This window comes from Primorskyibacter flagellatus (assembly GCF_900176485.1).
GTDB lineage: Bacteria > Pseudomonadota > Alphaproteobacteria > Rhodobacterales > Rhodobacteraceae > Primorskyibacter > Primorskyibacter flagellatus.
In genome coordinates this window covers 17,925-44,117 of the sequence record NZ_FWYD01000008.1, presented here as the reverse complement: position 1 = coordinate 44,117, position 26,193 = coordinate 17,925, and the positions used below count along the sequence as shown (strand labels likewise).

Below are 26,193 nucleotides of genomic sequence, written 5' to 3'. Positions count from 1 at the left end.
CGGTCGGTGTGATGCTTGTGCAGCAGAAACTGTTCCGGGACGTAATAAAATGATGCATCTGCTATCTGATCCCGCCGTCTGGGCGTCCTTCCTGACGCTGACGGTGCTTGAGATCGTGCTTGGCGTGGACAACGTCATCTTCATCTCGATTGCCGCAGCAAAACTGCCGGAAGAACAGCGCCGATCCGCCCGGCTGATCGGGCTTTCGGGTGCGCTGGTTCTGCGTGTGGCGCTGCTGTTTTCAATCGCGTGGATCGTTTCGCTCAAGGATCCGCTCTTCGAGGTGTTCGGGCATCCGTTCAGCTGGCGTGACATGATCCTGCTGGCCGGTGGCCTTTTTCTGATCTGGAAAGCCTCGACCGAGATTTTCGACGAGGTCGAAGGCGTGAAACACGAAGCCAATGTGGTTGCCGCCAGCTTTGCCTCTGTTCTGGTGCAGATCATGGTGCTTGACGTGGTGTTCTCGCTTGATTCCGTCATTACCGCCGTGGGGATCGCAAATCATCTGGAGGTGATGATCGCGGCCGTGGTGATCGCGATTCTCGTGATGATGGTGGCGGCCGAGCCGATCTCCCGGTTTGTCGAGGCGCATCCATCTACCAAGATGCTGGCGCTGGCCTTTCTGGTGATGGTCGGCATGGCGCTTATGGCCGATGGATTCGGTGTGCATGTCGAGCGAGGCTTCATCTACGCCGCGATGGTGTTTGCGGGTGGGGTCGAGGGGTTGAACCTGATCCGCGCCAAACGCAGGCGCGCAGCGCGGTCGTGATGTTGAGTGCCGCCCGAGGTCAAAGCGGGACTGGTGTCGGCTGGGACTGCATCGCGCCCCCGGCGAGCCAATGCAAAACGCAGTCGTGGAAAGCGTCAATGGCCGGCTGCGAGATGCGTGTCTGAATGAACATATCTTCGCCAACCTCGCCGAAGCCCGAAAGATCGTGAGGCATTGGTCAAATCTGTTTATCAGCGAAATTCATGGGATAGTGGCGGGAGAATTCGCGAAGGGCAATTCCAGCGGTTGCGCGGTGCGGCTGTCTGCGCCCGACGAGCGGTCATCGAACCCGCATCATATCTCCGGTATCCAGCTTCTTGACGTAATCTACCGCGCTGCCATTCCAGTGGTAGGCAAAATGCGCCCCCTGTGCGGGGATCGGAATCACATCGGGCCAGAATGCGGCGATGCAGTTGCCGCCCGCAAACCGGACGCTGGGCCAGGTTATGCCGTTCGAACCCGCCGCGCGCCGTTCGGTGCCGAACACCTGAGAGGGCCCGTAGTCGTCAGGGTCCAGCAGGTCGCCGAAGCCCGACACGTCGTCCATCTCGGCGTCCACCGACCCGATCAACTCGCGGAACTGCGATGTCCAGCCAGGGGCTTCCTCCGTGGCCAGCATGGTTTTCGTGTGGTGGTAGATGGTTTCCGCGATGGCTACCTCGGTGCTGTCGGCCGCATAATACAGGCCGAACGTCCCATCGCTGAACCGCCCCGGCCGCAAAGGCGAGCAGTGAACAAAGGGGGCCATGACCCAGCTTGCGCCGGTTCCAGTGACGCGTCGGCCCACGGGGACCTTCGCGAGATCGCCGATGCTGTCGCGGATGCGCGGGTTGAACTTGGCTTCGGCCGAGGCCAGCGCTTCCCAATCGGCAGGGTCGGCAATGTCCTCGAACAGGTCAATCGGCGGATAGATCGAACGGATGATCCGGGCTGTGCGCGGCCAGATCACGCGGCGCACCGGTGCGGTCACCACGCCCCGCGCTCTGCGTCCAGATAGCTGCGCAGGTCGATCAGGTCGGTGATCTCGCCGCGCATCATGATGTCGAGCGCGCTTTGGCCGTTGAAGTCCGCGTTCGGTTTTCTGATCCAGTCATAGCCGCGCGCAGGATCGGTAAAGAGATAGCGCAGGCCCTTGTGGACCCCCATCAGGATGGCCATGCGCGCCCGCAGATCGCGGTCGATCCGGCCGATGCTGCCGTCCTTCCAGCGGGCCCAGGTGCGCTGGGCCATGTCGCCCAGCAGCGTGCGGGCCTCGATATCGCTGAGCTGCCAGGCGCGAAACAGGTTGACGGTGGTGCGCGCGAGGGCTGCGGCCTCCTCGTCCGTGATGGCGGGAAGGTCAGGGCGCGACGCGGTGGGTTCGATCATGGCAAACTGCATGGTAAATCTCCTATGGCATATATATACATAATAAATGCCATTTGGCAAGTGGTGGAGTGCGATGAGGTCGCTGCGCGCGTCAGCGCCACGGTCGCACTTTCCATTCCGACAACCACGATCAGGTGCGAGTGCACCTCGCCGACGTCATGGCGGCCCACGATTTCGTCTGAAGGCGCAACACATTCAGGGCATCACGCCCTATAAATACATCTGTAGGATCCGGACGTCAGAACCCATTCAACTCACCGTCAATTCAGTCCACCAAGTGCCGGGACGGAACACCTAGCTATCGCAGCATGGCTCCAAGACTGACACCGCCAAGGCTGGCCGCACGCAGGGCGGGGAGCGGCGCGTCTGTTGTCTTTCTGCCGGGTCTGAGCAATCCCATATTGCCCGAGGGATGCGTCAAGCGCGCTGTCTTGGGCTGGTCGAGGACCGACCCGAACCGACTGGCTTTGGGATGTAGTGTGCCATCAACTTGCGGGCCTCGCACGGGCTTGATCCCCATATGCGTGCTGACAAGAAGAGCGGCAGCTGCCGGGCGGCCAGGCAGGTCCGGTCGTGATGGGGCAGGGGGAACCCATTCGACCTGAGCTAGGGCAGCACGAAATCCCTTGTTCATCAATGCTGCGACGCGAGCGGTTCTGTCAGCGGAGGACCTCGCGCCGAATACGGTCACGATCAGACGTTTCTGTCCACGCTGCGCCGAGGCGGTCAGGTTGTATCCGGCGGCGCGCGTGTAGCCGGTCTTGATCCCGTCAGCGCCGGAATAGGCACCCAGAAACCGACGGTTGGTATGCGCGATCTTGCGTCCACCTGCCGATGCGTGAACTTTGCTGAACAGGTCGAAATATGCCGGATGATCGAAGAATAATTGGCGCGCCAGCAGCGACATGTCCCGCGCGGTCGAAAGATGGCCGTCGGCCGTCAGCCCGTGGGGGTTGCGAAAATGCGTCCGGGTCATGCCGATCCGCGCGGCCGTGGTGTTCATCCGGGCGACGAAACCTTCGGTAGTGCCCGAAATTGCCTCTGCCAGCGCGGTGGCCGCATCATTGGCGGATTTGATTGCGGTGGCGGTTACAAGGTCGCGCAGACTGATCCTTTCGCCTGTTTGCAGATGCAATGACGACCCCGTCACTGCCGCGGCTTTGGCCGATACGGTGACTTGCGCGTCAAGATCAACCTCGCCCGCGGCCGCCGCCTGAAACGCGATGTAGAGCGTCATCATCTTGGTCAGAGAGGCGGGATGCAGTTGCTTGTCGGCATCCTCGGCCAGGTAGACCTGACCGTTGCGGGTGTCCATGACCACCGCGGCTTGGGGGGCAGCACCGGCGGCGAAGGGAGACAACAGGAAAAGCAACAGGGCGAGCCGTTTCAATGCCATTCCGAAGCAGAGACATAAACGCTTTGAATATCGGTTTGCACCGCGCATGTTTCGCCCTCAAATGGTTCGGGCGATGACAGAACTGTCCCGCACCCTTCCTGCGACGGTCTTAAGGCGTCAGGGTTTATGGACAGTGAATCTTGTCCGACGCGGTGTCGGATGGGGTGGGTAGATCGTCTATGGCAGAGGATCGAAAGTGCCGGTCCGCTACATGCAATCTCCGCTCGCAACGCTTTGTCAAAAGGCACATCAGAGGAGATGCACTTGCGTCTCTGGCGAGGGTTTCCTTGCGCTCCGGTGGCTTGTTCCACCGGTCCAATTCGCCTATACCGCCAGTTCCGTGCCTGCGTATCGGAAGGCGAAAGACATGCTGCACACACCCTATTATCTGATCGACAAGTCGCGGCTGCTGCCGAACCTCGAAAAGATCGCGTGGCTGCGCGAGGCATCAGGTGCCAAGGCGCTGCTGGCGTTGAAATGTTTCGCCACCTGGTCGGTGTTTGATCTGATGAGCGAGTATATGGACGGCACCACCTCCAGTTCACTGTTCGAGGTGAAACTTGGACGCGAAAAGTTTCCGGGTGAGACACATGCCTATTCCGTCGCTTGGGCCGACCATGAGATCGATGAGGTGCTGGCCAATTCCGACAAGGTGATTTTCAACACCGCAGCACAACTGCGCCGGTTCGAAACGGTCAGCCGCGATCATGTTCGCGGGCTGCGCGTCAATCCGGGCGTGTCCACATCCGGTTTTGATCTGGCCGATCCCGCGCGCCCGTTCAGCCGTCTGGGTGAACATGATCCGGCCGATATAGAACCCGTCGCGGACCTTATCAGCGGCTTCATGTTCCACAACAATTGCGAAAACAGCGACTTTGCCCGGTTCGACGAGATGCTTGACCTGATCGAGGCGCGTTTTGGCACGTTGATCCGTCGGATGGGCTGGCTCAGCCTTGGCGGCGGCATCCATTTCACCGGCGAGGACTATCCGCTGGACAAGCTGGCCGAACGGCTGAAACGGTTCGCGGGTGAGAACGAGGTGCAAGTTTACCTTGAGCCGGGCGAGGCCGCGATCACCAACTCCACCACGCTGGAGGTCACGGTGCTGGATACGCTTTTCAACGGCAAGAACCTTGCCATCGTCGACAGTTCGATCGAGGCACATATGCTTGATCTGTTGATCTACCGCGAAAGCGCCAAGGTGGTGCCGAATGACGGGCCGGAAGAGTGGATGATCTGCGGGAAATCCTGCCTTGCGGGCGATATCTTCGGCGAGTTCCGCTTTCCTGCGCCGCTGAAGCCCGGTGACCGTTTGTCGATGCAGGACGCGGGTGGTTACACAATGGTCAAGAAAAACTGGTTCAATGGCGTGAAAATGCCCGCCATCGCGATCCGTGAGATGGACGGGACAGAGCGGCTGGTCCGCGACTTCACATATGGCGATTTTGCGGCGGCCTTGTCGTGACTCTCGCGCATGGGCGTTAAAATTAAGCGCCAGGAATACTTGCGAACGAAAAAGGGGTTCTGTCAGTTGAAAAAACACGTTCTCATCATCGGCGCCGGCGGCGTTGCTCAGGTCGTTGCGCATAAATGCGCGCAGAACAATGATGTGTTGGGCGATATTCATATCGCCAGCCGGACCTTGTCCAAATGCGAAGGGATCATCGCCTCGGTCCACGAGAAATCGGCGATGAAGCAGGACGGCGTGCTTGCCGCCCATCAGGTTGACGCGATGGACAGTGCGGCAGTGGCCACGCTGATCCGCGAGACCGGCGCGCAGATCGTGATCAATGTCGGATCGGCCTTCGTCAACATGACGGTGCTGGATGCCTGTATCGAAACCGGTGCCGCCTATATCGACACGGCGATTCACGAATACCCTGACAAGATCTGCGAAACGCCGCCCTGGTACGGCAATTACGAATGGAAAAAGCGCGACCTGTGTGCCGAAAAGGGCGTGACCGCGATCCTTGGCGCTGGATTCGATCCGGGTGTCGTCAACGCCTTCGCCCGCTTTGCCGCCGACCGGATGGACGAGGTGCACAGCATCGACATCGTCGACATCAACGCAGGGTCACACGGCAAGTATTTCGCGACCAATTTCGACCCCGAGATCAACTTCCGTGAATTCACCGGGACCGTCTATTCCTGGCAGAACGGCGCATGGCAGGAAAACGCGATGTTCGAGGTCGGCCGTGAATGGGATCTGCCCGTGGTGGGCAAACAGATGGCCTACATGTCCGGGCATGACGAGGTGCATTCGCTTTCGGCAAATTACCCGCAGGCCGATGTCCGGTTCTGGATGGGCTTTGGCGAACATTACATCAACGTGTTCACCGTTCTTCAGAACCTCGGGCTTTTGTCCGAACAACCGGTGACGACCGCCGAGGGGCAGGAGGTTGTTCCGCTGAAAGTGGTCAAGGCGGTGCTGCCCGATCCGGCCTCGCTTGCGCCGGGCTATACCGGCAAGACCTGCATTGGCGATTTTGTCAAAGGCGTGAAAGACGGCAAAGAAGTCGAACTGTTTGTCTATAACGTCGCCGATCATGCCGAAGCGTATAAGGAAGTGGGCAGCCAGGGCATCAGCTATACCGCCGGCGTGCCGCCTGTTGCTGCGGCCATACTGGTCGCTTCGGGCGAATGGGATGCCAAGGCGATGAAAAATGTCGAGGAACTGGACCCGAAACCGTTCTTCACGCTGCTCGACCGTATGGGGCTGCCCACCATGATCCGGGACGACAGCGGCGATCGGCCGTGGAACGCTTAGGGTAGGCCAAAGGTGCTGTATTGCCTTCCGCATTCTGCTGGCGCTGACTTGCGGAAGGCCAATCAATGGCTGTCGGCTGTTTGTCTGGCACAGAGCCGCGCCCAAACACGCGCTGACAGACCTTTCGACGAGATATGCGGGTCCGCTCGAATAGGCCCGCATAACTGCAAACTGCGTATTTTCGCGATGCACAGTTCTGCACATCTCGGCCCAAACCGCTCGATGTCTTTAGCGAATAACAAAAAAGCCCGGTGCGCAAGGCACCGGGCGAACTCTTTAAGAACCCTTGAACTAGTGGGTAGGCTTGCCAAGCCCCTCGTCTTTTGCCGTTGACTTGGCGGCCTGTGCGGCGCGTTTTCCGGTTTCTTCGGCTGCGTCCTTGACGTCCGCTGCCGATGCATCCCCGGTTTTTTCCTTCAGCGTCGCTTTGCCTTCTTCATAAGCGGCGCGTCCGGCGTCCAGCGCCTTGCGGCTTTCCTCTTCGAACACACGCTCTGCCTCTGAGACAAAACGGTCGGAATACCCACCGAAGGCCCGGTTTTCGCGATCGGTGCGTTGCAACAGCGCGCCCACAGCCGCGCCACCGGCGATGGCCAGCGCGCCCACCACCAAGGGGTGTTCCTCATAGAATCCACGCGCCTTCGTAGCCCCTTCACTGGCCGCATCCTGAGCGCGGCGGCTCAGCACATAAGCCTGCTCGCGTGCCTCGACCACCCGGTTGCGGGCCTCGGTGCTCAGATGGTCGGTGCCTTCGGCAAACCTTTCGCGCAACCGTTCGGCCTTTGCGACAAGCCGTGCCCGGCGGCTGGCGACCGCGTCGCTGATTTCTTCGCCCTTGGCACGGGCGTTCTCGCGCAGCTCTTCGATGCGGCTTTGCGATACCGCAGGGGTATCATGCACATCGGCCATCCACGCTGGCGACCTTCTGTTGATCATCGGTGTGGCGCGGACTGTATGCCCGGTCACGGCGCCGGCTTGAACCGTATCATCACCATCGTCTGCATGGGGTAGGCGATCACGCAGGCTGCGCCCCAGATCGCGACCCTTGTCGCCCAGACGCTCACCGCCGCGGCGGATTTGTCCGGCAGTCGGGCCGGTGTTCGACAGGGCCAACGCTACACCGACACCGACAAGGGCCAGTGCCAATGGATTGCGCTTGGCGACTTGCACGGCAGTGTGGCCCAGATCATTTGCCATTTCCGAAGCGTTTTGCAGGGCCTTTTCGGGCGACAACCTGTCGCCGAGATCTTCCAGAGTCGCACCGAGACGGGCGCGACGACGTTCGAGTTCACGTTCGAGTTCGCTTGAATCAACCGGCATGGGTTTTCTCCTTTATGACATGAGCGTCCTTGCGGACGTTATTCGCGGTACGCTCGGGTGTGAGCGACGTGTTTTTCAATCTGGCGACGGCGATCTTCACCATGATCAGCGCGATCAGCGCGAGCACCGCCCCAATCGCCAGCGCGGCAAGGCCGGGATGCAGCCCGTATTCCATCAACCCGAACACGGCGGCGGCGGCGAATGCGTGCAACGCGACCAGCGTCACCACCACACCCGCGACAACCAACCCCAGCGCTCCGCCTATGGAGGATGCCTTCTCGGACATCTCGGCCTTCAGCAGATCCACCTCGCCTCTGAACAGGCCTGACAGCTGCTCTATGAGCGACTGAAGAAGCGATGCTGTAGAGGTCTTGGGATGGTCGCTTGGGGTCATCAGCTATACTCCGGCCAATCTTCCGAAAGGTCGTCGGCACGCGACGGCGTGTGATCCGATGCTTTCAGGAACCGCGCCCCGGCAAAACCCAGCAGCGCTGCGGCCCCCAGAAACGCAACCGGCTGGCGGCGCGCATATCCGGCCATGTCGTCAACACCCTGGCGCAGATCAGCGGTGGCGATGTTGTCGGACAGGTCGGCAATGCCTTCGGCAACGCGCGACATCGCTTGCTCCTGAATCGTGCCGGCTTCAAGGTCGCGGGCCGCCTTGCGAAGTGCGCCCCCAAGACTGCCGACTTCATCAGCAACACGCTGGCGGGCAGCGTTGGCCTGATCCCCGGCAATCTTTTCTGCCTCAGAGCGCATATGGCGCGCCGCGCCTCGGGCGTCGTCACGCAGATCCTCTGCCGCCGCCTTCACGTCAGCTTTGGTGCTTTCGAAGTCTTTCTGGACGGTGTCATCTTGCGTCATCATATCCATCCTTCTGAACATTCCGCGGTTTGAATCGCGCGGTGATTGCAGCGGTCATCGCGACCGCCTATTGCTGAAAGAAGGCGCGACGACAGGCTAAAGTTCCACGATCTGCATCCAAAAAACGAAGAAGCGCATAGATTTCGGGAAAGGTCGCGAGGGTCGCTTTTTAACCGGAACCAAAGCGGCTCTGATGCGTTATACATGGTTGATCTGCACATTTTTCCGCGTTCTTGCGGTCAAACTTGGCCGGCTGCCGCGCCTTGCGGCCAAGGCCCGCAGGTCCGAAATCATATGCCCTCCGCTGTTGGTGCTTGTCTTGCAGCGATCCCCTTGCGCGGCATGTGTTTCGGCACGATTGCCGTGCCCGGATGTTTGGTATACCAAGCCCGAATAAGGTCCGAAACCTGTTCAAATCAGACATCCGGGACAGGGGCGTTCGCGCCAGCGGCAGTAGGGAGAGCCACAGATGACACAGTTGAAATTTGCCGACTCGCTGGGACGGCTGGGGACGGAATCCGCGTTCGAGGTTCTGGCGCGTGCCGCAAAGCTTTCGGGCGAGGGGCGCGACATCATCAATCTTGGCATCGGCCAGCCGGATTTTCGTACGCCCGATCACATAGTCGAGGCGGGCATCAAGGCGCTACAGGACGGCCACCACGGGTATACTCCGGCAAGCGGGTTGCTGCCCTTGCGCGAAGCGGTCACAGCCGATCTGCACCGCCGACACGGGGTTGAGGTCAATCCTGACAATGTGGTCGTCGTACCCGGCGGCAAGCCCACGATGTTCTTTGCGGTCCTGATGTTCGGGCAGCCGGGGGCCGAGATCATGTATCCCAATCCCGGCTTTCCGATCTACGAATCCGTGATCCGCTATTCCGGTGCCACGCCGGTGCCGATTGCTCTGGAGGAAAAGAACGGGTTTGCCTTCTCGGCCGAGGCGCTTTTGGCACAGATCACCGACCGCACCCGGCTGATCATCATAAACTCGCCCGCAAATCCCACCGGCGGCGTCACGCCAAAAGAGGAAATTGACAAGCTGGTGAAGGGGCTGGAGGCGCATCCTCATGTTGCGCTGATGTCCGACGAGATCTACTCCAACATGCTATACGGCGGGCGGGAACATACCAGCCTGCTGCAATATCCCGAGATCCGCGGCCGGTTGATCATGCTGGATGGCTGGTCCAAGACCTATGCGATGACCGGCTGGCGGCTGGGCTATGCGGTCTGGCCGGATGCCTGCGTCGAACATGTCACGCGGCTGTGCATCAACGATCATTCCTGCGTGAACGCGGCGACTCAATTCGCCGGGATCGCGGCGCTGAACGGCCCGCAGGACGCGGTGCGCGAGATGGTCGCGCAGTTTGACACCCGCCGTCAGGTGATCGTGGATGCGCTGAATGGCCTGCCGGGCTTTCGCTGCCCGGACGCGGCGGGGGCTTTCTATGCGTTCCCCAATATCGAAGGCACCGGAATGACCTCGCGCGAAGCGCAGGACCGGTTCCTTAACGAGGCTGGCGTTGCCACGGTTGCGGGCACCAGCTTTGGTAAATTCGGCGAGGGGTATCTGCGTTTCTCCTACGCCAACTCAACCGAGAATATACGTTCCGCGATTGAACGTATCGCCGCAATACTCTGACAATAAGAGGTTATCCATGTCTGACCCCATCCTTCTTATCTCTGGTGACAGCTTTTCCGAACAAGAACGCACCCGTCTTGAAACTGCGCTGGCATCCGCCTTCGTCGCCGGGCCGTCCGACATGGCCGCCCTGCCGGACGCTGTGCGCAGTTCGGTCCGCGCCATAGCCGTGAAAGGACACCACCCGCTTGGCGGCGCGGAAATGGATCTGTTTCCAAACCTTGGCGTGATTGCGAATTACGGCGTGGGGTATGACGCGATTGACGTCACGGCCGCGACCGAACGCGGCATCAACGTGACGAACACACCTGACGTGCTGAACGACGATGTGGCCGATCTGGCCGTTGCGATGTTAATCGCGCAATGCCGTAACATGGTGGCAGGCGATGATCTGGTTCGGTCGGGTCGTTGGTCCGCCGGTGAAAATCTGCCACTGAACCGACAGATGAGCGGCAGCACGGTCGGCATCGTCGGGCTGGGACGCATCGGACGCGAGATTGCCGACCGGCTCGCAGCCTTCAAATGCGACATCCATTACACATCGCGCAGCCGGAAAGAGACGCCGGGCTGGACCTTCCATGCCTCGCCCGAGGAAATGGCCGAAGCGGTCGACATCCTTGTCGTGGCGCTGGTTGGCGGGGTCGAGACGGAAAAGCACGTTTCCCGGCAGGTGATAGATGCGCTTGGGCCGCGCGGCATTGTCATCAATATTTCGCGCGGGAGCACGATCGACGAGGCCGCATTGCTGGATGCGTTGGAAGAAGGCCGGATCGCCGGTGCGGGACTTGATGTCTTTCTGAACGAACCGAAGATCGATCCGCGCTTTCTGAAACTCGACAATGTTCATCTGCAACCGCATCAAGGCTCCGGCAGCAGCGAGACGCGCGGCCGTATGGCAAAGCTGCAACTCGCAAATATCGAGGCGTTTCTTGCCGGTGATCCCCTGAAAACGCCGGTGAATTAAGCAGCGACCGGTCTGGAAGCCACTTAAAGAGGCGGTAGGCCGCGCATCGGTTTGCCGCCTCCGAAATGCGTCTTGAGACGATTAACCGTTGCGGCGGTAATCAGGTTCGTCAGCCTGACAGTGTTCCGATACAAACGCATGTCGTAAGGATCAGGCCGGACATCAGCGATAGCAGCTTCTCAGACTGCGTGGGCCAGAAAAGACGCGCATCTCATATCCTTCTTGCGTTCGGGGGCGCGGGGTTTAACCCCGCGCCCCCGCTCGGATCGGGCGTCAGCCTGATCCGAAATAGTCGGACAGATCTTTGTTTACTTTGCGGCGACGGTATCCTGTCGCTGCGCGCCAAGCCCTTGCACTTCGATCTCCATCACATCGCCGGGGCGCAGGAAGCGCGGCGGCTTCATGCCCATGCCAACACCGGACGGCGTGCCGGTGGCGATGATGTCCCCTGGCACCAGTTTCATGAATTGTGACATATGCGAGATACACTGCGCGACCGTGAAGATCATGTCGGAAGTGTTGGAATCCTGCACGACTTCGCCGTTGAGGGTCAGCTTCACATCCAGCTTCTGCGGATCGCCGACCTCGTCAGCGGTCACCAGCCAGGGGCCGACAGGGCCGAAGGTGGGGGCCGATTTGCCCTTGATCCACTGGCCGCCGCGTTCGATCTGGAACGATCGCTCCGACACGTCGTTGATGGTGCAATAGCCCGCAACATAGTCCAGCGCCTCGTCTTCGGAAACGTACAGACACTCGCGCCCGATCACGACGCCCAACTCGACCTCCCAATCGCCCTTTTCAGAGCCACGCGGAATGATCACAGGATCAAACGGCCCGGACAAGGCAGAGCTGGCCTTGGAAAAGATGATCGGTTCCTTGGGGGGCTTCGATCCGGTTTCTTCGGCATGTTTGGTATAGTTCAACCCGATGCAGAAGAAGTTCGGTACACTGGCGACGCAAGAGCCGATCCGACCCGGCTCTGCGACCAATGGCAGATCTGCGGGGTCAAGGGCGCGCAAGGCCTCCAACGCGTCGAGCGCCACGGTCGGCCCGGCGAAATCATCAACATGGGCGGACAGATCGCGGACGTTCCCGTCGCCATCCAGCAAGCCGGGTTTTTCCTGTCCAGCATTGCCGAATCTAAGTAGTTTCATTTTTCTTCCTTTCGGGGTTGGTCGTGTTTGTCCTTTGGCGCGGCCTCAGATGCGTCTTCCGCTGCGCGTTCTTCGAAATAGGTTTCGATATTCAACACAAGATGCTCCAGATGTCGCTCGATTTCTCCAGTGACGCGGATCACGTCTCGCGCCTCCAGTCCGGCGATGATTTCGCCATGCTGTTTCAGGACGCGGTCCCGCGCCCTGCGCCTGCGCGCTGACAGAAATCGTGCCCGCCAGAGGCGTTCAAGATAGCTGCGGTGGGTGTCGGCCAACGAAGTATTGTGCGAGGCGCTGGCGATGGCAAGGTGAAACGACATGTCGATTTCGAACAGATCAAGCGTATCGGAATGATCGTAAGCTTTGACGAAATGCTCATGGATACCGCGGATGTTTGCGATGTCTTGGTCGGTGGCGTTGCGGCAGGCCAGTTTGCCCGACAACGTCTCCAGCGCCGACAGGACGACGATTGCGTCTGTGACCTCTTTCAAAGACGGATCGGCAACCACAGGACTACGCGACGCGCGCAACATCACCAGGCCTTCCTTGGCAAGAATGCGGATCGCTTCGCGCATGGGCGTGCGGCTGACGCCCATTTCCTGCGCGCTGTCGCGTTCCTTGATCTGGGCACCGGGTGCGAGGGCTCCGCGCAGAATGTCTCGGCGCAGCGAAGTGGCGATTTTTTCGGCCAGGCTGTTGTCCGTCATGGTCTCCGCTTCACCTCCACCGTTTGAAAAGGTCTTATTTTTCAACGCGCTGCTGTTGTTGGTCGATATTGTTTTATTTGGTATACCAAAAAAGATTGATTGTCGATAACGACATCGTTAGCGTGCCACTACTGGTGGTATACCACTTGGCGCCGCGAACCAAGATCGCAGCATGCAGAAGCAGAACATGTCTTTTAGGGAGGAAAACATGAATATTGCTCAGATGATGAAAACGGCCGCAGCGGCAGCGTTGCTTGCCGGCACTGCGAACGCGCAGGACGTGACACTGCGCATCCAGACCCACTATGCAACCGAGCACCCCTCGGGCAAACTGGCGGCACAGTTCGTCGACGACGTCGAAACCATGTCCGGCGGTTCCATTGATATCGAGATGTTCTATTCTTCTTCCGTCGTCGCCACGACCGAGACATGGGACGCGGCCGTCAACGGCATTATCGATTGTGATATGACCGGCGGCGCTTATCAGACCGGCAAGAATCCGGCATTTCAGTTCGTCGGTGATATCATGGGCGGCTATGACACGCCTTACCAGCAGCTGTCGTGGCTGTATTATGGTGGCGGCTACGATGCGGCTCAGGAACTCTATAACGCCAATGAGATGCAGTTGGTGGGCTGGTGGATCTACGGTCAAGAATCCTTGGCCTCGTCCAAACCGATTGCAGGTCCAGAAGATTTGAAGGGTTGGAAATTCCGTTCGCCTCCGGGTCTGGAAACCGAGATTTTCACAGAACTCGGAGCCACTCCGATCGTGATGGATTTCACCGAGATCTTCACCGCGCTGGAAACCGGCATCATCGACGGGGCGGATGCTTCGGGCCTGGCCAACAACGTGGGCCTTGGGCTCTATGATATCGTCAAACATGCCAACTATCCCGGCTTCCACTCGATGCCGTCTGACCACCTTGCGTGCAACAAGGCCGTTTGGGACGGGCTGACCGATGCACAGCGGCGCATCATGGACACCTCGATGCAGAAGCTGGCGCTACATACTGCTATTTCGAACGAGAAGAACAATGCCGAAGCAGCGGCCATGCTGAAAGAGCAGGGCGTGACGATTCACAGTTGGTCCGACGAGGACAAGGCTGCGTTCCGTGCTGCTGCGCAAACCGCGTGGGACGGCTGGGCGGAAAAGACCCCGGAAGCCGCAGCTTTGGTAGCAAGCCACCGCGAGTACCTGACGCAGCTTGGTCTGATTGCCGAGTGATCCGTCAGCGTGTGATGCATGCCTGAAACTATGAGGCGGGCTCCTTCCGAGCCCGCCCGTTTTGTCTAAATCTCCTGCGTAGACGCATGCAGGGTGAGACTGGGAGGCAATAATGGAACGCAAGAGTGTCTGGCTCGGTCCATTGCAGGAGCCGATCCGCATCGCGATGATCGGATTTGCCGCGGCGACGGGACTGATTTTTCTCTGGATGGTGGCGATGATCTTCATCTCCGACAATGCCATCGGAATGCAGGAAATGATCCGGCCTGCCGGGCGACCCATGGTGGTACTCATGTTGTTTCTGGTGGCGGGGACGTTGCTGAGCACGTCGCTGTTTCTGTCGGACACGGTCGGAGCCATTGAAGCAAAGCCAGAGGGGTTCTTCGACTATTTCTCACTGGTTTGCGCAAGGCTGTCGATGATTGCCATCGGGCTGATCGTGTTGGTGATGTTCTATGAGGTGGTGTCGCGTTACGTCTTCAGCAAGCCGACACTCTGGGCCAATGAATTGTCACTGTGGATTGCCGCCTTGGTCTTCCTGCTTGCCGGACAATACGCCATGCAGCAACGCAGCCATATCCGGATCTATGTTGTCTACGACATCATGCCCCGCTGGATGCAGAAGACCGCCGATGTGATCTCTGTCGGGCTGATCTGCACCTTCACCTTCGCGCTGGTCTGGGGGGGCTATAATGACGCCATGCGGCGCCTTCTGCGGATGGAAACATTTGGCACCGCCTGGGATCCGCCCATTCCGGGCACGGTGAAGCCTGCGATCCTGATCATCATCGTGCTGGTGACCATTCAGGCCATATCCAATCTGATTGCCGACTGGAACAAGTCGCCGGAACATCATTCGGCCGCTGACGATATCGACGAGGTGGAGATCGAGAATATCCGCCGCACGCTTGAGGAGAACAAGTAATGGTCGATATCGGAACACTGTCCCTGATCCTGTTGCTGGGTATGTTCGCGCTGCTGGCCATTGGTATGCCGCTTGGGTTTGCCTCTGCGTTTCTGGCTGTGGTCACACTTGTGCTGAAGTTCGACGTCGACATTCTGTTCCGCACATTCGGGCAGGGGCCTTTGTCGGTGCTGGGGCAGGCGGTCTACCGGCAGATGACGAATTACGTCCTGATCTCGGTGCCGCTGTTCATCTTCATGGCGGCGCTGCTGGAAAGATCGGGCATCGCGCGGGACATGTATTCATCGCTTAACGTTTGGTTGTCGCGCACCCGTGGCGGCATTGCCTTCGTCACCTCGATCATGGCGGTCATCATGGCGGCGATGTCGGGGATCATTGGCGGCGAAGTCGTTCTGCTGGGCCTGATCGCCCTGCCACAGATGCTGCGTCTTGGCTATAACCAGAACCTCGCCATCGGCACAATCTGTGCGAGCGGGTCACTCGGGACGATGATCCCGCCGTCGATCGTGCTGATCTTCTACGGGTTGGTCACGGAAACCTCGATCAAGGCGCTGTTCACCGCGTCTTTCCTGCCGGGGTTCATGCTGGCGTCATTCTTCATCATCTACATCATCATCCGCACCCAGTTGAACCCAAGTCTGGCACCGCTTCCGCCGGACGATCCCGATGATCCGAAGGGCAAGGAAAAGGGGCTGCTCTTCCTTGGATTTCTGGCGCGTTTCGGCATGTGGGTCACCGCTGTTCTGATCCTGCGGGCACTGTTCTTCACCGTCACCAGCGCGAATATCGTCACCGAAGGGGTTGATCCGATCTTCCTTGGCATGGTGTCTGATCTGCCCTGGCTTATCGGGGCGTTCGTCCTGTTCGCGGTGGTTGTCTTTGTCATCGTCGGCAGAGAACGCACCGCCATCGGCTGGGAAATGGGCAAGGGTCTGATCGCGCCCACCGTGGTGATCGGCGTTGTCTTGGGGTCGATCTATGGCGGCATCACCGGCATTACCGAGGCCGCCGGCATGGGGGTCGTCGCGGTCTTTGTCATTGGTGCGCTGCGCCGCGAGATGAGCTTTGACATCGTCTGGGACAGCCTGATCCGGACGCTGAAGTCGACCGGCACCATCATCTGGGTGACGATCGGTGCGGCGGCGCTGGCGGCGGCCTATACGCTGGCCGGCGGGCCGACCTATGTCGCCAACCTGATCGTCGGGGCCGAGATGCCGACCATGGGGGTCATCCTCGTGATGATGTTCATCTTCCTGATCATGGGGATGTTCATGGATTGGGTGGGTATCGTGCTGCTGATCATGCCGGTTTTCCTGCCCATCGTGGTCCGGCTGCCGGCGGAAGAGATCGGGTTTCTCGGTCATGTCGACGCGCGCTTCGTCCCGATCTGGTTCGGCGTGGTGTTCTGCATGAACATGCAGGTCAGCTTTCTGTCGCCACCCTTTGGTCCGGCGGCCTTCTATCTGAAATCAGTGGCCCCGCCCGAGATTTCGCTGACCGACATCTTCAAAGGGTTCCTGCCGTTCATTGCCATTCAGTTGATCGCATTGGCGATCTTGCTGATCTGGCCGCCGATCGTCACACTCTTCTTGTAGCGCTTGAATAACCCGGCCCGGCGGCCATTGCGTCGCCGGGCCGTACAACAGACCTACCGGGCTTGCTCTAGGCCCGATTCCCGTGTGAGGACTCACCATGAAAACCGTTCGACTGTCCGCCGAGGACAATGTCGTCACTGCCATTTCCCCGCTTGCTGTCGGGGACGAAGGTGCCTCAGCGCTGATACCGCGTGGCCACAAGATGTCTGCTGTGGCGATCCCCAAGGACGCGCCGGTGATCAAATACGCTCAGGTCATCGGCTACGCTGCCGAGGATATTGCTCAGGGTGCCCATGTGCATACCCAGAACCTTGAATTTCGCAATGTGGATACGGAATACGAATTTTCGACCAACCTGCGCCCCGTTGCACCGGCCGAGACGCGTGATACCTTCATGGGCTATCGCCGCGCCAGCGGACGCGTGGGCACGCGCAACTATATCGCCGTGCTGACATCGGTGAACTGTTCGGCCACCGCCGCGCGCAAGATCGCCGCGCATTTCACCGACGAGCGTCTGGCGGAATATCCCAATGTCGATGGCGTGGTGGCCTTCGTACATGGCACCGGCTGCGGCATGGCCGGGTCCGGCGACGGGTTCGAGGCATTGCAGCGCGTCATGTGGGGCTATGCCCGCAACCCCAATGTGGCCGCCGTGCTGATGGCGGGGCTGGGCTGCGAGATGAACCAGATCGACTGGTTGATCGAGGCTTACGGTCTGGTGCCGGGGCCGTTGTTCCAGTCGATGAACATTCAGGACGTGGGCGGGCTGCGCAAAACGGTCGAACTGGGCATCAAGAAGATCGAGACGATGCTGCCGCTGGTCAATGACGTACAGCGCGAGGAATGCCCGGCGTCAGAGCTGATTGTCGCGCTGCAATGCGGCGGGTCCGACGCCTGGTCAGGCATCACCGCCAATCCGGCGCTTGGTTATGCCTGCGATCTGCTCGTGGCGCAGGGCGGCACCGGGGTGTTGGCCGAAACGCCCGAGATCTACGGTGCCGAGCACCTGCTGACCGCCCGCGCCGCTGATCGCGAAACCGGCGACAAGCTGATTGGCCTGATCCGCTGGTGGGAGGATTACACCACCCGAAATCTGGGCAGCATGGACAACAACCCAAGCCCCGGTAACAAGAAGGGCGGCCTGACCACCATCCTTGAAAAGTCGCTGGGTGCCGCGGCCAAGGGCGGCACCACCCCCCTGACCGGCGTCTATAAATACGCCGAGCCGGTGACAAAACCCGGTTTTGCCTTCATGGACAGCCCCGGCTACGATCCGGCCAGCGTGACAGGGCAGATCGCGTCCGGGTGCAACCTTGTGACCTTTACCACCGGCCGCGGATCGGCCTTCGGGGCAAAGCCGTCGCCGTCTCTGAAGATCGCAACAAATACCGAGATGTACAACCGCATGACCGAGGATATGGATATCAACGCGGGCACGATTCTGAGCGATGGTGCCAGTGTTGAGCAGGTCGGCCGACAGATCTACGAGACGCTCTTGCGTGTGGCCAGCGGAGAGAAGACAAAGTCCGAAGCACAGGGCTTGGGCGATTATGAATTCGTGCCGTGGCAGATCGGTGCCGTGATGTAGCGACGGGCAGGGCGCGGCCCGGCTGGAATGCGCCACAAGGATTGAAACACATGATTGCGGGGCCGGACGTCGTTCACGCATCAAAAAATGGAGACTCACATGAGCAAACCCAGCATTGGATTTATCGGCCTCGGCCTGATGGGCGCGGCCATGGTCGGCCGGTTGCAGGACAAGGGCTATTCCGTGACGGTCATGGCAAACAAATCGCGCCAGGCGGTAGATGCCGCTGTCGCGCGTGGTGCGGCCGAAGCCGAAACAGCCGCATCGCTCGCAGCGGTCAGCGACATCATCATGTTCTGCATGGGCACTTCTGATCAGGTGGAAAGCCGTGTTTACGGCGCGGATGGCGTATTGGAAGGGTTGCGCTCTGGCTCTGTCGTGATCGACTTCGGCACCTCGCTTCCCGACTCCACCCGCAAGATTGCCGCAGATGTGGCAGAGCGCGGCTCGGCCTATCTGGATGCGCCTCTGGGGCGCACTCCGGCCCATGCCAAGGACGGTCTGCTCAACATCATGTGCGCAGGCGACGAGGCCGCCTACGCGCGCGTAAAGCCGGTGCTGGACGATCTGGGCGAGAACGTCTTTCATCTGGGCGAGTCCGGTGCCGGGCACACGATCAAGCTGATCAACAACTTCTTCGCCATGACCACCGCCTGCGCCATGTCAGAGGCGTTTGCGATGGCTGACGCGGCCGGTATCCCCCGCGAGACAATGTATAGCGCCGTGTCCGCAGGGCCGCTGAAGTCCGGCATGATGGAATTCATCCGCAACTACGCCAAGGACGGCCAGATCGATCTGGCCTTCTCGGTCGCGAATGCCAGCAAGGATGTGGGCTATTACCGCACCATGGCCAAGGATCTGGGCGTGACCTCGCGCATGTCGGGTGCTGCCGATGCGACGCTGAACGAGGCAGTCACGGACGGGTTCGGTGACCATATGGTGCCGGAAATGGTTGATTTTCTACACGGAAAGATGAAAGCGAAATGAGGCTGCAAGGTAAACGGGCCTTCATAACGGCCGCGGGGCAAGGTATCGGACGTGCCATCGCAGAGGCCTATCTGCGCGAAGGTGCCGACGTGACCGCGACCGATCTGAACGACGGGCTGCTGGAAGGGCTGAAGGGCGCGCGCTGCTTTGCGCTGGATGTGACCGACAGGGCGGCGCTGCAATCTGCGGTGGCCGATGCGGCCCCGGACATTCTGGTAAACTGCGCGGGCGTGGTGCACGCGGGCAGCATCGCCGACGCGACGGATGACGAATTCGACTTTGCGATGAACCTGAATGTACGGGCACAGTTTCACTCCATGCAGGCAGCGCTGCCGGGCATGGTCGAACGGGGGGGCGGGTCGATCGTGAACATCGCCTCGGTCGCCTCGACCATCCTGGCCGCGCCCAATCGCTATCTTTACGCGACCTCCAAGGCGGCGGTCATCGCATCGACAAAATCGGTGGCGGTCGACTATGTGCAAAAGGGTGTGCGGGCCAATGCGATCTGCCCCGGCACGGTGGACAGTCCCAGCCTGCATGACCGGCTGCGTGCGACCGGGAATTATGAAGCGGCGCTTGAGGCCTTCATCGCCCGTCAACCCATGGGGCGCATCGGACTGCCCGAAGAGATTGCGCATCTTGCGGTCTACCTTGGCTCTGATGAAAGTGGGTTCACCACCGGACAGGCGCATGTGATCGACGGTGGTTGGGCCAACGGTTGACGGTCCCATGCGCGCGCTGAAACCAAAGGAGGACAGGGCCAGCGCCGGGCTGGCCCTGATGGCCTTGGGCGTTCTGGGCTTTACCTGTATCGACACCTCGGCCAAATGGCTGATGCTGTCGGGGCTGGGGGCGTTGCAGGTCGTGTTCATGCGCTATCTGGGGCATTTTGTGCTGGCGCTTGCGGTGTTTCTGCCAACCGAAGGCAAAGAGGCGCTGCGGTCGCAAAGCCCGCGCCTTCAGCTTGCCCGGTCAGCCTTTCTTCTGGGCAGCACCGGGCTTAATTTCGCGGCGCTGCAATTTCTGCCGATCACCGTGACGACAGCGATCATGTTCAGCATGCCGGTGACTGTGACGCTGCTTTCGGTTCTGCTTTTGGGGGAAACTGTCGGATTGCGTCGATTTCTGGCGGTGCTTGCGGGATTTAGCGGCGTGCTTGTGGTTGTGCAGCCGTGGGGCGCGGATTTTCATCCCGCGATGTTCCTGTCTCTGGGCGCGCTTTGCTGCGCATCACTGTATTTCGTCGTGACCCGGATGCTGGCCGGGCATGAATCCAACGCCACGAGCCAGATCTGGAGCAGCGGCCTGGCGGCGATCTGCATATTGCCATTCGTGATGCAAAGCTGGCAGTGGCCTGACAGCCCGCTCGGCTGGATCGTGATGGGTGTCATCGGCGCGTTCGGGTTTGGCGGGCATGCGGCAGCGACTGCGGCGCATCGGTTGGCGGATGCGTCCCTGCTGGCGCCTATGGCCTATGTCCAGTTGATCTCGGCCACTGCGGCGGGTGTGCTGGTATTCAATACCTGGCCGACGCTCTGGACGCTTGTCGGATCCCTGATCATCGTGGGGTCCGGCATCTATATCTGGTGGCGGGAGCGTCGGCTGGGACATGTTGCGAAGCCCACGCCGCCAGTGCGGTGACATCAGGACCGCGAGGCCCCGGGTCTTACGCCCGGGGCAGGTCGTCCTCCAGATAATAGCGTATATTTTCCTCAAAACTCTCGTCTGCCGAAAGTCCCAGCGACAGGGCTTTTGCAGGGTTGAGATCAAATTTCCAACCTTTGACGATTGCCTGGATTTCGGGTTGATCCTCGAACCGGATCAGGCGCGCTGGCTCTGATCCGGCAACCGCGGTCATGGCGTCGATCATCTGACCGATGGTCCAGGTGCGCCCCGGCATCATCATTGTGCGGCTGGTGCCCATCGCATCGCCGTCGATCTCGGCGCCGCAGATCAGGTTGTCCACGCAACGTCGCGGCGACAGGTAGAAATGCGCAAAGTCCCTGTCGACCGGGCAGATCGCCTCTTGTCCGTTCAGCGGTTCGCGGAAGATCGAGGACATGAAGCTGGATGCGGCAAGGTTCGGTTTGCCGGGCCTGACCGAGATTGTCGGCAGCCGAAAGGCCCGCCCGTCGATAAACCCTTTGCGGGAATAGTCGTTGACCAGAAGCTCGCCGATAGCTTTCTGGGTGCCGTAGGAAGTTTGCGGATTGGGAATGGTCCAATCCTCGATCGGGTCCGGCACGTCGCCGCCGAACACCGCCATCGAAGAGGTGAAGACCACCACCGGCGTGGTTTCCAGCGCCCGGCACCGTTCCAGCACGTTCAGCGTGCCATGCAGGTTGACCCGCATCCCGATGTCGAAATCGCTTTCGGCCTGGCCCGACACCACGGCCGCGAGCAGATAGATGACGTCGATGTCCTTGTCGATCAGTCCGGCCACAGCCTCAGGCTCGCCGATGTCGCAGCTTGCGGCGCTGATGGGAAACGGCGCGTCGGGCAGGGCTGGATCGACAATGTCGGCCAGCACCATGCCGGTGATTTCCTGCCCCCGCAACTCGCCCTTGTCGATCAATTTATGTGCCAGTTTCTGGCCAATCAGACCGCCGCCCCCGATGATAAGAATGTTCATGCCTGTGTTCCTTCGATATCCGTCATGTCCAAATCCACCAATGCGCCGCGTGCCTGCACCACCTGTGCCGCAACAGCCATTGCCAGATGCGCCGAGGCCGCGATGCCGCGTTCCATCGCGAGGCCCGCAAGAAAGCCCGCGCCAAAGCTGTCGCCTGCGGCGGTCGTGTCGATCACCGAGTCAATCTTGACCGGCTGGAATTCCTGTGTGCCTTCGGTCTTGTCCCAGATGGTCAGCGTGCCCGCGCCGTCCTTGACCGCGATGGTGGACGCACCGCAGTCGCGGTAGCGGGCAATCGTGTCTGCCGGAGTGGCATCGCCAAACAGCCCTTCTTCCTCGTCAAATGAAGGCAGGACCGTGTCGGACACCTCGGCCCCCATGCGCAGACCCGCGCGCATCGTGTCCTCGTCTTCCCAAAGCCGGGGCCGCAGGTTCGTGTCAAAGGCCACATGCGTTCCGTTTGCGCGCGCCCGCGCCAACGCGGCGCAGAGCGTATTGCGCCCTTCGGGCGACAGGATCGCCAGTGTGATGCCCGAAAATTGCGCCATGGACGCGCCGTCCAGTTGTGTTTCCAGCCAGTCGGGATCGTCGGCCAACAGCTTGGCCGCTGATTGCCTGCGCCAATAGGAAAAGCTGCGCTCGCCATTTATCAACTGGATCATGTAAAGCCCCAGCGTGCGGTCCGCGACCTTGCGAACGCCGCTGATGTCGATCCCATGGCCGCGCATCAGGTCAAGCATGTCGTCAGAGACCGCGTCCTGACCGACGGCGCTGCAATAGCCGACGGTCCAGTCCTGCGGCAGCAGGCGGCGCGCGTAATAGGCGGTGTTGAACGTGTCGCCGGCGAAGCCTTGGTGGTAAAGTTGATCGCCCGCCGGGGCAAGCTCCACCATACACTCGCCAAGTGTCAGAAAACGCTTCATCTTACAGGATCACCTCAAATTCTTGCTGGCCTTCGCCATCGGCCTCTATCTCGAATGTCTGGCCATCCTTGGGACTGGGATCGGACAGGCCTTGCGCGGCACTGGTGATGAACATCCGCGAACTTCCCTTGCCGCCAAAAGCGGGGCAGGTCACTTGACTTGCAGGCATCTGGATCTGCTGGATCAGGTTGCCCGCCTTGTCATGGCAGGTCAGCAGCCCGGTGCCGTAATTGGCACACCACAGGTTGCCATCCGTGTCGACGACCGCGCCATCGGGGCGAGGCAACAAGGCAAATTTTTCAGGATCGCCCTTTGGCCATCCATCCTTGTGGTTCAACGGCTGCCGCCAGATCTGGCGTGTCGATGTGTCAGAGAAATAGCCGCAGGATCCGTCCGGCGCAAAGCAGATCGCATTGGGAATGGTGATCTTGCCATACATCGCGCGGATCTCGCCGCGATAGAAGCGGTAGATCGTCCCCGCACCCTCTTCGGCGGATTTGCCCATCGTGCCGATCCAGAACCCGCCCCAGGGGTCGGCGCGGCCATCGTTGGATCGTGTGACCTCGTTCTCGGCCTCCAGCGGCGCGATGTCCTCGCGGTCGCCGGTGGCGGGGTCAAAGGCGAACAGCCCGGTTTCCCCGGCCACGAAAAGCCGGTTTCCCAACCGTCCGAGCGCGGAGACATGTTCGCCCATTTGCCAGAATGCGGTGTCTTCCACGCCGCGCGTCAGAATGCGACGATTGTTGATGTCGCACCAGAACAGCGCCGACAGGTCCGGATGCCACAGAGGGCCTTCGCCCAAGGAGCAGCGGGTCTCGTCATATATACCGATCATAAAAGACCCCTTTCCGACAGGCTGCGCATCAGCGCGCCTGTGCCAAACGTCCACTCGGGACATTCGGTGGACAGGCGAACGGTGTTCGTCAAGGCCCCAAGCGACGGTTCGCTGATCGTGACCACATCGCCGGTCTTGTGGGTGAACCCCTGTCCCGGCGCATCGCGGTCCTGTATCGGCGCAAACAGCGTGCCCAGAAACAGCATGAAGCCGTCCGGATATTGGTGATGCCTGCCGATGGTCTGCGAGACGATATCCTCGGGGCGGCGGCTGATCTTGGTCATGCTGGAATGCCCGTCCATGACAAAACCGTCCTCACCCTCGACCCGCAAAGTCAGTTCAGCGCGGCGGACGTCTTCCATGTCGTAGCTGTCATCGAACAACCGCAGGAACGGTCCGATCGAACAGGACGCGTTATTGTCCTTGGCCTTGCCCAGCAGTAGGGCAGAGCGCCCTTCGACATCGCGCAGGTTCACGTCGTTGCCAAGCGTCGCGCCCAGAATGCGCCCGCGGCTGTTGATGGCCAGCACGATTTCGGGCTCCGGGTTGTTCCAATGTGACATCGGGTGCAGACCGACGCTCGCGCCAAACCCTACCGAAGCCATCGGCTGGGCCTTGGTGAACACCTCGGCATCCGGGCCAATGCCGACCTCGAGATATTGCGACCAAAGGCCTTCTTTCTGTAGCACGGCCTTGACCTGCATCGCCTGTTCGCTGCCCGGTTCGATCCCCGACAGCGAGTCGCCGATGACCGATTGCACTTTCAGCCGGATTTCCTGCGCGCGGTCGGCATTGCCTGCGGCCTGTTCCTCGATCACCCGTTCGACCATCGATTCCGCGAAGGTGACACCGCTGGCCTTGATCGCCTGCAAATCGCAGGGCGGCAGCAGGCGCAGCCCTTCCGCGCCCTCGACAGAGCCAGCCACCAGATCCGTCAGCGTCGTGACCTGCGTGCCCGGCGCATTGCGCGCATAGGCCGCCGGATCGTCAAGCTCCAGCAGGTCGCGCATGGTCGGTGCCTCGGCGCTGGTGATGTCGATCACGGCGTCACCGTCGAGCCGGACCAGCGCAGGCCCAACCCCTTCGCGCCAGATACGGCCGATCAGTGTGGCATTTGCGTGGTCATTGGTTACAGGCAACATTTATGTCTCCCTATTGATTGGTGGCTGGCAGGATCTTGCCGGGATTGAGGATATTCTTGGGATCGAGCGCCAGCTTGATCGCGCGCATGGCATCCAAAGCGTCGGGCCCGTGCTCCTTCTGCATGTATTTCACCTTGCCAAGGCCGATGCCGTGTTCGCCGGTGACCGTGCCATGCAGGCGCAGCGCCATGTCGGCAAGTTCTTCGGCAAAGCCGGTGACGCGGGCCAGTTCCTCGGCATCGGTGGGATCAACCCGGCATCCGCAATGGAAATTGCCGTCGCCCACATGGCCGACGATGGTGCAGGTGATGCCCAACTCGCGGCTGCGCCTTTGTGCCGTGGTGACAGCCTCTGCCAGTTGCGAGATCGGCACGCAGACATCGGTTGCAAGGGTCTTTTTGCCGGGGTTGAGCGCATTGTTGGCGTAATGCCCGTTATGGCGCATCTTCCACAATTCATTGCGCTCTTCGGCCCGGTCGGTCCAGTTGAACCCGGTGCCGCCGAAATCCTCGGCAATGGCACCGAAGGTTTCCGCCTGTTCAGCCACGCTGGCGGGCGATCCTTGAAATTCGAGGAACAGATGCGGCGCTTCCGGCAGGTCCTTGTTCATATGCAGGTTGAAGCCGCGCACCATCATCTCATCGACCAGTTCGATCCGGGCCATGGGAATGCCGGTCTGGATCGTTGTAATGACACAGTTCACCGCATCCTCGACCGAGGCAAACCGGCAAGTGGCGGCGGATACGGCCTCTGGCTGGCCTTGCAGACGCAATGTCAGTTCCGTGATGATGCCAAGCGTCCCTTCGGAGCCGACGATTAACCGCGTCAGGTCGTAGCCCGCGCTGGATTTGCGCGCGCGAGTGCCCGTACGGATCACGCGGCCATCGGCCAGCACGACCTCCAGCGCCAGAACATTGTCCTTCATCGTGCCGAATTTCACCGCGGTCGTGCCGGAGGCCCGCGTTGCCGCCATCCCGCCCAGTGACGCATTGGCGCCGGGGTCGATGGGGAAATACAGACCCGTCGCGCGCAGGTCCACATTCAGCTCTTCGCGGGTCAGGCCGGGTTGGATCACGACATCCAGATCCTCGGCATTGACCTGCAAGACCTTGTTCATCCGGCTCATATCAAGGCTGATGCCGCCCTGAACGGCCAGATGATGACCTTCCAGCGAGGTGCCGGTCCCAAAGGCCACGACCGGGCAGCTATGCGCATGGCACAGGCGCATAAGCTCGGACACTTCCTGCGTGGTCTCGGGAAAGACCACGGCATCCGGAAGGGTCAGCGCGAAATGGCTTTCATTCGTGCCGTGCTGTTCGCGCAGCGCGTCTGACGTGGATAACCGGTCGCCGAATATCGGCGTCAATGCGTCAATGGCGGACGCGATGCTCAT

25 protein-coding genes and 1 pseudogene are annotated in these 26,193 nt (G+C 60.4%); 13 read left to right on the top strand and 13 right to left on the bottom strand.

Annotation, left to right across the window (positions count from 1 at the left end; genetic code table 11):
- Positions 1-49: 49 nt before the first annotated feature.
- Positions 50-769: a TerC family protein gene (locus B8991_RS11890; RefSeq protein ID WP_084353218.1), complete on the top strand. Its 720-nt coding sequence runs from the start codon at positions 50-52 to the stop codon at positions 767-769.
- A gap of 55 nt (positions 770-824) precedes the next feature.
- A pseudogene (locus B8991_RS11885) lies at positions 825-947 on the top strand (integrase core domain-containing protein); the annotation flags it as partial.
- A 102-nt stretch (positions 948-1,049) separates the two neighbouring features.
- Here the strand turns inward: B8991_RS11885 and B8991_RS11880 are convergent.
- From B8991_RS11880 to B8991_RS11870, 3 genes are all read right to left on the bottom strand, one after another.
- Positions 1,050-1,739: an RES family NAD+ phosphorylase gene (locus B8991_RS11880; RefSeq protein ID WP_218673224.1), complete on the bottom strand. Its 690-nt coding sequence runs from the start codon at positions 1,737-1,739 to the stop codon at positions 1,050-1,052.
- On the bottom strand, positions 1,736-2,137 hold the full coding sequence (locus B8991_RS11875; protein WP_235866612.1) for an MbcA/ParS/Xre antitoxin family protein: 402 nt from the start codon (positions 2,135-2,137) through the stop codon (positions 1,736-1,738). Before B8991_RS11875 ends, B8991_RS11880 begins: the two co-directional genes overlap by 4 nt.
- A 298-nt stretch (positions 2,138-2,435) precedes the next feature.
- Complete coding sequence (locus B8991_RS11870) at positions 2,436-3,533, bottom strand: D-alanyl-D-alanine carboxypeptidase family protein (RefSeq protein ID WP_084353215.1); 1,098 nt, start codon at positions 3,531-3,533, stop codon at positions 2,436-2,438.
- Between the two features lie 370 nt (positions 3,534-3,903).
- Here B8991_RS11870 and B8991_RS11865 point away from each other — a divergent pair, with 370 nt between their 5' ends.
- Together B8991_RS11865 and B8991_RS11860 are read left to right on the top strand one after the other, a co-directional pair.
- Entirely contained in the window at positions 3,904-4,998 is a 1,095-nt protein-coding gene (locus B8991_RS11865; RefSeq protein WP_084353280.1) for a carboxynorspermidine decarboxylase, read from the top strand.
- 66 nt (positions 4,999-5,064) lie between these two features.
- Complete coding sequence (locus B8991_RS11860) at positions 5,065-6,300, top strand: saccharopine dehydrogenase family protein (RefSeq protein WP_084353214.1); 1,236 nt, start codon at positions 5,065-5,067, stop codon at positions 6,298-6,300.
- A 291-nt stretch (positions 6,301-6,591) separates the two neighbouring features.
- Here the strand turns inward: B8991_RS11860 and B8991_RS11855 are convergent, their stop codons facing one another.
- Genes B8991_RS11855 through B8991_RS11845 form a run of 3 tightly spaced genes read right to left on the bottom strand, consistent with a single transcriptional unit; the run spans position 6,592 to position 8,484 of the window.
- A complete protein-coding gene (locus B8991_RS11855; protein ID WP_084353213.1) occupies positions 6,592-7,620 on the bottom strand; it encodes a DUF3618 domain-containing protein in 1,029 nt (342 codons plus the stop codon).
- Complete coding sequence (locus B8991_RS11850; protein ID WP_084353212.1) at positions 7,610-8,014, bottom strand: phage holin family protein; 405 nt, start codon at positions 8,012-8,014, stop codon at positions 7,610-7,612. The genes B8991_RS11855 and B8991_RS11850 overlap by 11 nt, the downstream gene beginning before the upstream one ends.
- Positions 8,014-8,484, bottom strand: coding sequence for a hypothetical protein (locus B8991_RS11845; protein WP_143514581.1), 471 nt, complete (start codon positions 8,482-8,484; stop codon positions 8,014-8,016). The genes B8991_RS11850 and B8991_RS11845 overlap by 1 nt, the downstream gene beginning before the upstream one ends.
- Positions 8,485-8,953: 469 nt before the next feature.
- On the opposite strand from B8991_RS11845, the gene B8991_RS11840 reads away from it, so the two are divergent.
- Both B8991_RS11840 and B8991_RS11835 read left to right on the top strand, forming a co-directional pair.
- Positions 8,954-10,123, top strand: coding sequence for a pyridoxal phosphate-dependent aminotransferase (locus B8991_RS11840; protein ID WP_084353210.1), 1,170 nt, complete (start codon positions 8,954-8,956; stop codon positions 10,121-10,123).
- A gap of 16 nt (positions 10,124-10,139) precedes the next feature.
- Positions 10,140-11,087, top strand: coding sequence for a 2-hydroxyacid dehydrogenase (locus B8991_RS11835; protein ID WP_084353209.1), 948 nt, complete (start codon positions 10,140-10,142; stop codon positions 11,085-11,087).
- Between the two features lie 308 nt (positions 11,088-11,395).
- On the opposite strand, the gene B8991_RS11830 is transcribed toward B8991_RS11835, so the two are convergent.
- Together B8991_RS11830 and B8991_RS11825 are read right to left on the bottom strand one after the other, a co-directional pair.
- The gene (locus B8991_RS11830; protein ID WP_084353208.1) at positions 11,396-12,241 is read right to left on the bottom strand and encodes a fumarylacetoacetate hydrolase family protein; all 846 of its coding nucleotides are present in this window, start codon (positions 12,239-12,241) and stop codon (positions 11,396-11,398) included.
- Positions 12,238-12,948, bottom strand: a complete 711-nt coding sequence (locus tag B8991_RS11825; protein WP_084353207.1) for a GntR family transcriptional regulator — start codon at positions 12,946-12,948, stop codon at positions 12,238-12,240. Before B8991_RS11825 ends, B8991_RS11830 begins: the two co-directional genes overlap by 4 nt.
- Before the next feature lie 208 nt (positions 12,949-13,156).
- On the opposite strand from B8991_RS11825, the gene B8991_RS11820 reads away from it, so the two are divergent.
- The 7 genes from B8991_RS11820 to B8991_RS11790 all read left to right on the top strand — a co-directional run bounded on the left by B8991_RS11820 (position 13,157) and on the right by B8991_RS11790 (position 20,909).
- Positions 13,157-14,173 (top strand): TRAP transporter substrate-binding protein, encoded by a 1,017-nt coding sequence (locus B8991_RS11820; RefSeq protein ID WP_084353206.1) that lies wholly within the window; start codon positions 13,157-13,159, stop codon positions 14,171-14,173.
- 112 nt (positions 14,174-14,285) lie between these two features.
- A complete protein-coding gene (locus B8991_RS11815) occupies positions 14,286-15,098 on the top strand; it encodes a TRAP transporter small permease subunit (protein ID WP_084353205.1) in 813 nt (270 codons plus the stop codon).
- A complete protein-coding gene (locus tag B8991_RS11810; RefSeq protein WP_084353204.1) occupies positions 15,098-16,693 on the top strand; it encodes a TRAP transporter large permease in 1,596 nt (531 codons plus the stop codon). The genes B8991_RS11815 and B8991_RS11810 overlap by 1 nt, the downstream gene beginning before the upstream one ends.
- A gap of 97 nt (positions 16,694-16,790) precedes the next feature.
- On the top strand, positions 16,791-18,281 hold the full coding sequence (locus tag B8991_RS11805) for a UxaA family hydrolase (protein WP_084353203.1): 1,491 nt from the start codon (positions 16,791-16,793) through the stop codon (positions 18,279-18,281).
- Between the two features lie 99 nt (positions 18,282-18,380).
- A complete protein-coding gene (locus tag B8991_RS11800) occupies positions 18,381-19,268 on the top strand; it encodes an NAD(P)-dependent oxidoreductase (protein ID WP_084353202.1) in 888 nt (295 codons plus the stop codon).
- A complete protein-coding gene (locus B8991_RS11795) occupies positions 19,265-19,990 on the top strand; it encodes an SDR family oxidoreductase (RefSeq protein ID WP_084353201.1) in 726 nt (241 codons plus the stop codon). The genes B8991_RS11800 and B8991_RS11795 overlap by 4 nt, the downstream gene beginning before the upstream one ends.
- 7 nt (positions 19,991-19,997) lie before the next feature.
- Positions 19,998-20,909: a DMT family transporter gene (locus B8991_RS11790; RefSeq protein ID WP_084353200.1), complete on the top strand. Its 912-nt coding sequence runs from the start codon at positions 19,998-20,000 to the stop codon at positions 20,907-20,909.
- Between the two features lie 25 nt (positions 20,910-20,934).
- Here the strand turns inward: B8991_RS11790 and denD are convergent, their stop codons facing one another.
- The 5 genes from denD to B8991_RS11765 are packed head-to-tail and all read right to left on the bottom strand — an operon-like array spanning position 20,935 to position 26,193.
- Positions 20,935-21,900 carry a D-erythronate dehydrogenase gene (gene denD, locus B8991_RS11785; protein WP_084353199.1) on the bottom strand — a complete coding sequence of 322 codons (966 nt, stop codon included), beginning with the start codon at positions 21,898-21,900 and terminating at the stop codon, positions 20,935-20,937.
- A complete protein-coding gene (locus B8991_RS11780; RefSeq protein WP_084353198.1) occupies positions 21,897-22,823 on the bottom strand; it encodes a sugar kinase in 927 nt (308 codons plus the stop codon). Before B8991_RS11780 ends, denD begins: the two co-directional genes overlap by 4 nt.
- 1 nt (position 22,824) lies before the next feature.
- Positions 22,825-23,658, bottom strand: coding sequence for an SMP-30/gluconolactonase/LRE family protein (locus tag B8991_RS11775; protein ID WP_084353197.1), 834 nt, complete (start codon positions 23,656-23,658; stop codon positions 22,825-22,827).
- Entirely contained in the window at positions 23,655-24,800 is a 1,146-nt protein-coding gene (locus tag B8991_RS11770; protein ID WP_084353196.1) for a fumarylacetoacetate hydrolase family protein, read from the bottom strand. The genes B8991_RS11775 and B8991_RS11770 overlap by 4 nt, the downstream gene beginning before the upstream one ends.
- A gap of 10 nt (positions 24,801-24,810) precedes the next feature.
- Positions 24,811-26,193, bottom strand: a complete 1,383-nt coding sequence (locus B8991_RS11765) for an FAD-binding oxidoreductase (protein WP_084353195.1) — start codon at positions 26,191-26,193, stop codon at positions 24,811-24,813.

Bases quoted from the DNA above. Each gene is read 5' to 3' on its own strand.
- B8991_RS11845 (WP_143514581.1), bottom strand. From the start codon at position 8,484: ATGACGCAAGATGACACCGTCCAGAAAGACTTCGAAAGCACCAAAGCT.
- B8991_RS11805 (WP_084353203.1), top strand. From the start codon at position 16,791: ATGAAAACCGTTCGACTGTCCGCCGAGGACAATGTCGTCACTGCCATT.
- B8991_RS11830 (WP_084353208.1), bottom strand. From the start codon at position 12,241: ATGAAACTACTTAGATTCGGCAATGCTGGACAGGAAAAACCCGGCTTG.
- B8991_RS11780 (WP_084353198.1), bottom strand. From the start codon at position 22,823: ATGAAGCGTTTTCTGACACTTGGCGAGTGTATGGTGGAGCTTGCCCCG.
- denD (WP_084353199.1), bottom strand. From the start codon at position 21,900: ATGAACATTCTTATCATCGGGGGCGGCGGTCTGATTGGCCAGAAACTG.
- B8991_RS11815 (WP_084353205.1), top strand. From the start codon at position 14,286: ATGGAACGCAAGAGTGTCTGGCTCGGTCCATTGCAGGAGCCGATCCGC.
- B8991_RS11775 (WP_084353197.1), bottom strand. From the start codon at position 23,658: ATGATCGGTATATATGACGAGACCCGCTGCTCCTTGGGCGAAGGCCCT.
- B8991_RS11835 (WP_084353209.1), top strand. From the start codon at position 10,140: ATGTCTGACCCCATCCTTCTTATCTCTGGTGACAGCTTTTCCGAACAA.
- B8991_RS11795 (WP_084353201.1), top strand. From the start codon at position 19,265: ATGAGGCTGCAAGGTAAACGGGCCTTCATAACGGCCGCGGGGCAAGGT.
- B8991_RS11855 (WP_084353213.1), bottom strand. From the start codon at position 7,620: ATGCCGGTTGATTCAAGCGAACTCGAACGTGAACTCGAACGTCGTCGC.
- B8991_RS11770 (WP_084353196.1), bottom strand. From the start codon at position 24,800: ATGTTGCCTGTAACCAATGACCACGCAAATGCCACACTGATCGGCCGT.
- B8991_RS11870 (WP_084353215.1), bottom strand. From the start codon at position 3,533: ATGGCATTGAAACGGCTCGCCCTGTTGCTTTTCCTGTTGTCTCCCTTC.
- B8991_RS11890 (WP_084353218.1), top strand. From the start codon at position 50: ATGATGCATCTGCTATCTGATCCCGCCGTCTGGGCGTCCTTCCTGACG.
- B8991_RS11825 (WP_084353207.1), bottom strand. From the start codon at position 12,948: ATGACGGACAACAGCCTGGCCGAAAAAATCGCCACTTCGCTGCGCCGA.
- B8991_RS11810 (WP_084353204.1), top strand. From the start codon at position 15,098: ATGGTCGATATCGGAACACTGTCCCTGATCCTGTTGCTGGGTATGTTC.
- B8991_RS11840 (WP_084353210.1), top strand. From the start codon at position 8,954: ATGACACAGTTGAAATTTGCCGACTCGCTGGGACGGCTGGGGACGGAA.
- B8991_RS11790 (WP_084353200.1), top strand. From the start codon at position 19,998: ATGCGCGCGCTGAAACCAAAGGAGGACAGGGCCAGCGCCGGGCTGGCC.
- B8991_RS11875 (WP_235866612.1), bottom strand. From the start codon at position 2,137: ATGATCGAACCCACCGCGTCGCGCCCTGACCTTCCCGCCATCACGGAC.
- B8991_RS11820 (WP_084353206.1), top strand. From the start codon at position 13,157: ATGAATATTGCTCAGATGATGAAAACGGCCGCAGCGGCAGCGTTGCTT.
- B8991_RS11800 (WP_084353202.1), top strand. From the start codon at position 18,381: ATGAGCAAACCCAGCATTGGATTTATCGGCCTCGGCCTGATGGGCGCG.
- B8991_RS11765 (WP_084353195.1), bottom strand. From the start codon at position 26,193: ATGAGCATCGCGTCCGCCATTGACGCATTGACGCCGATATTCGGCGAC.
- B8991_RS11850 (WP_084353212.1), bottom strand. From the start codon at position 8,014: ATGACCCCAAGCGACCATCCCAAGACCTCTACAGCATCGCTTCTTCAG.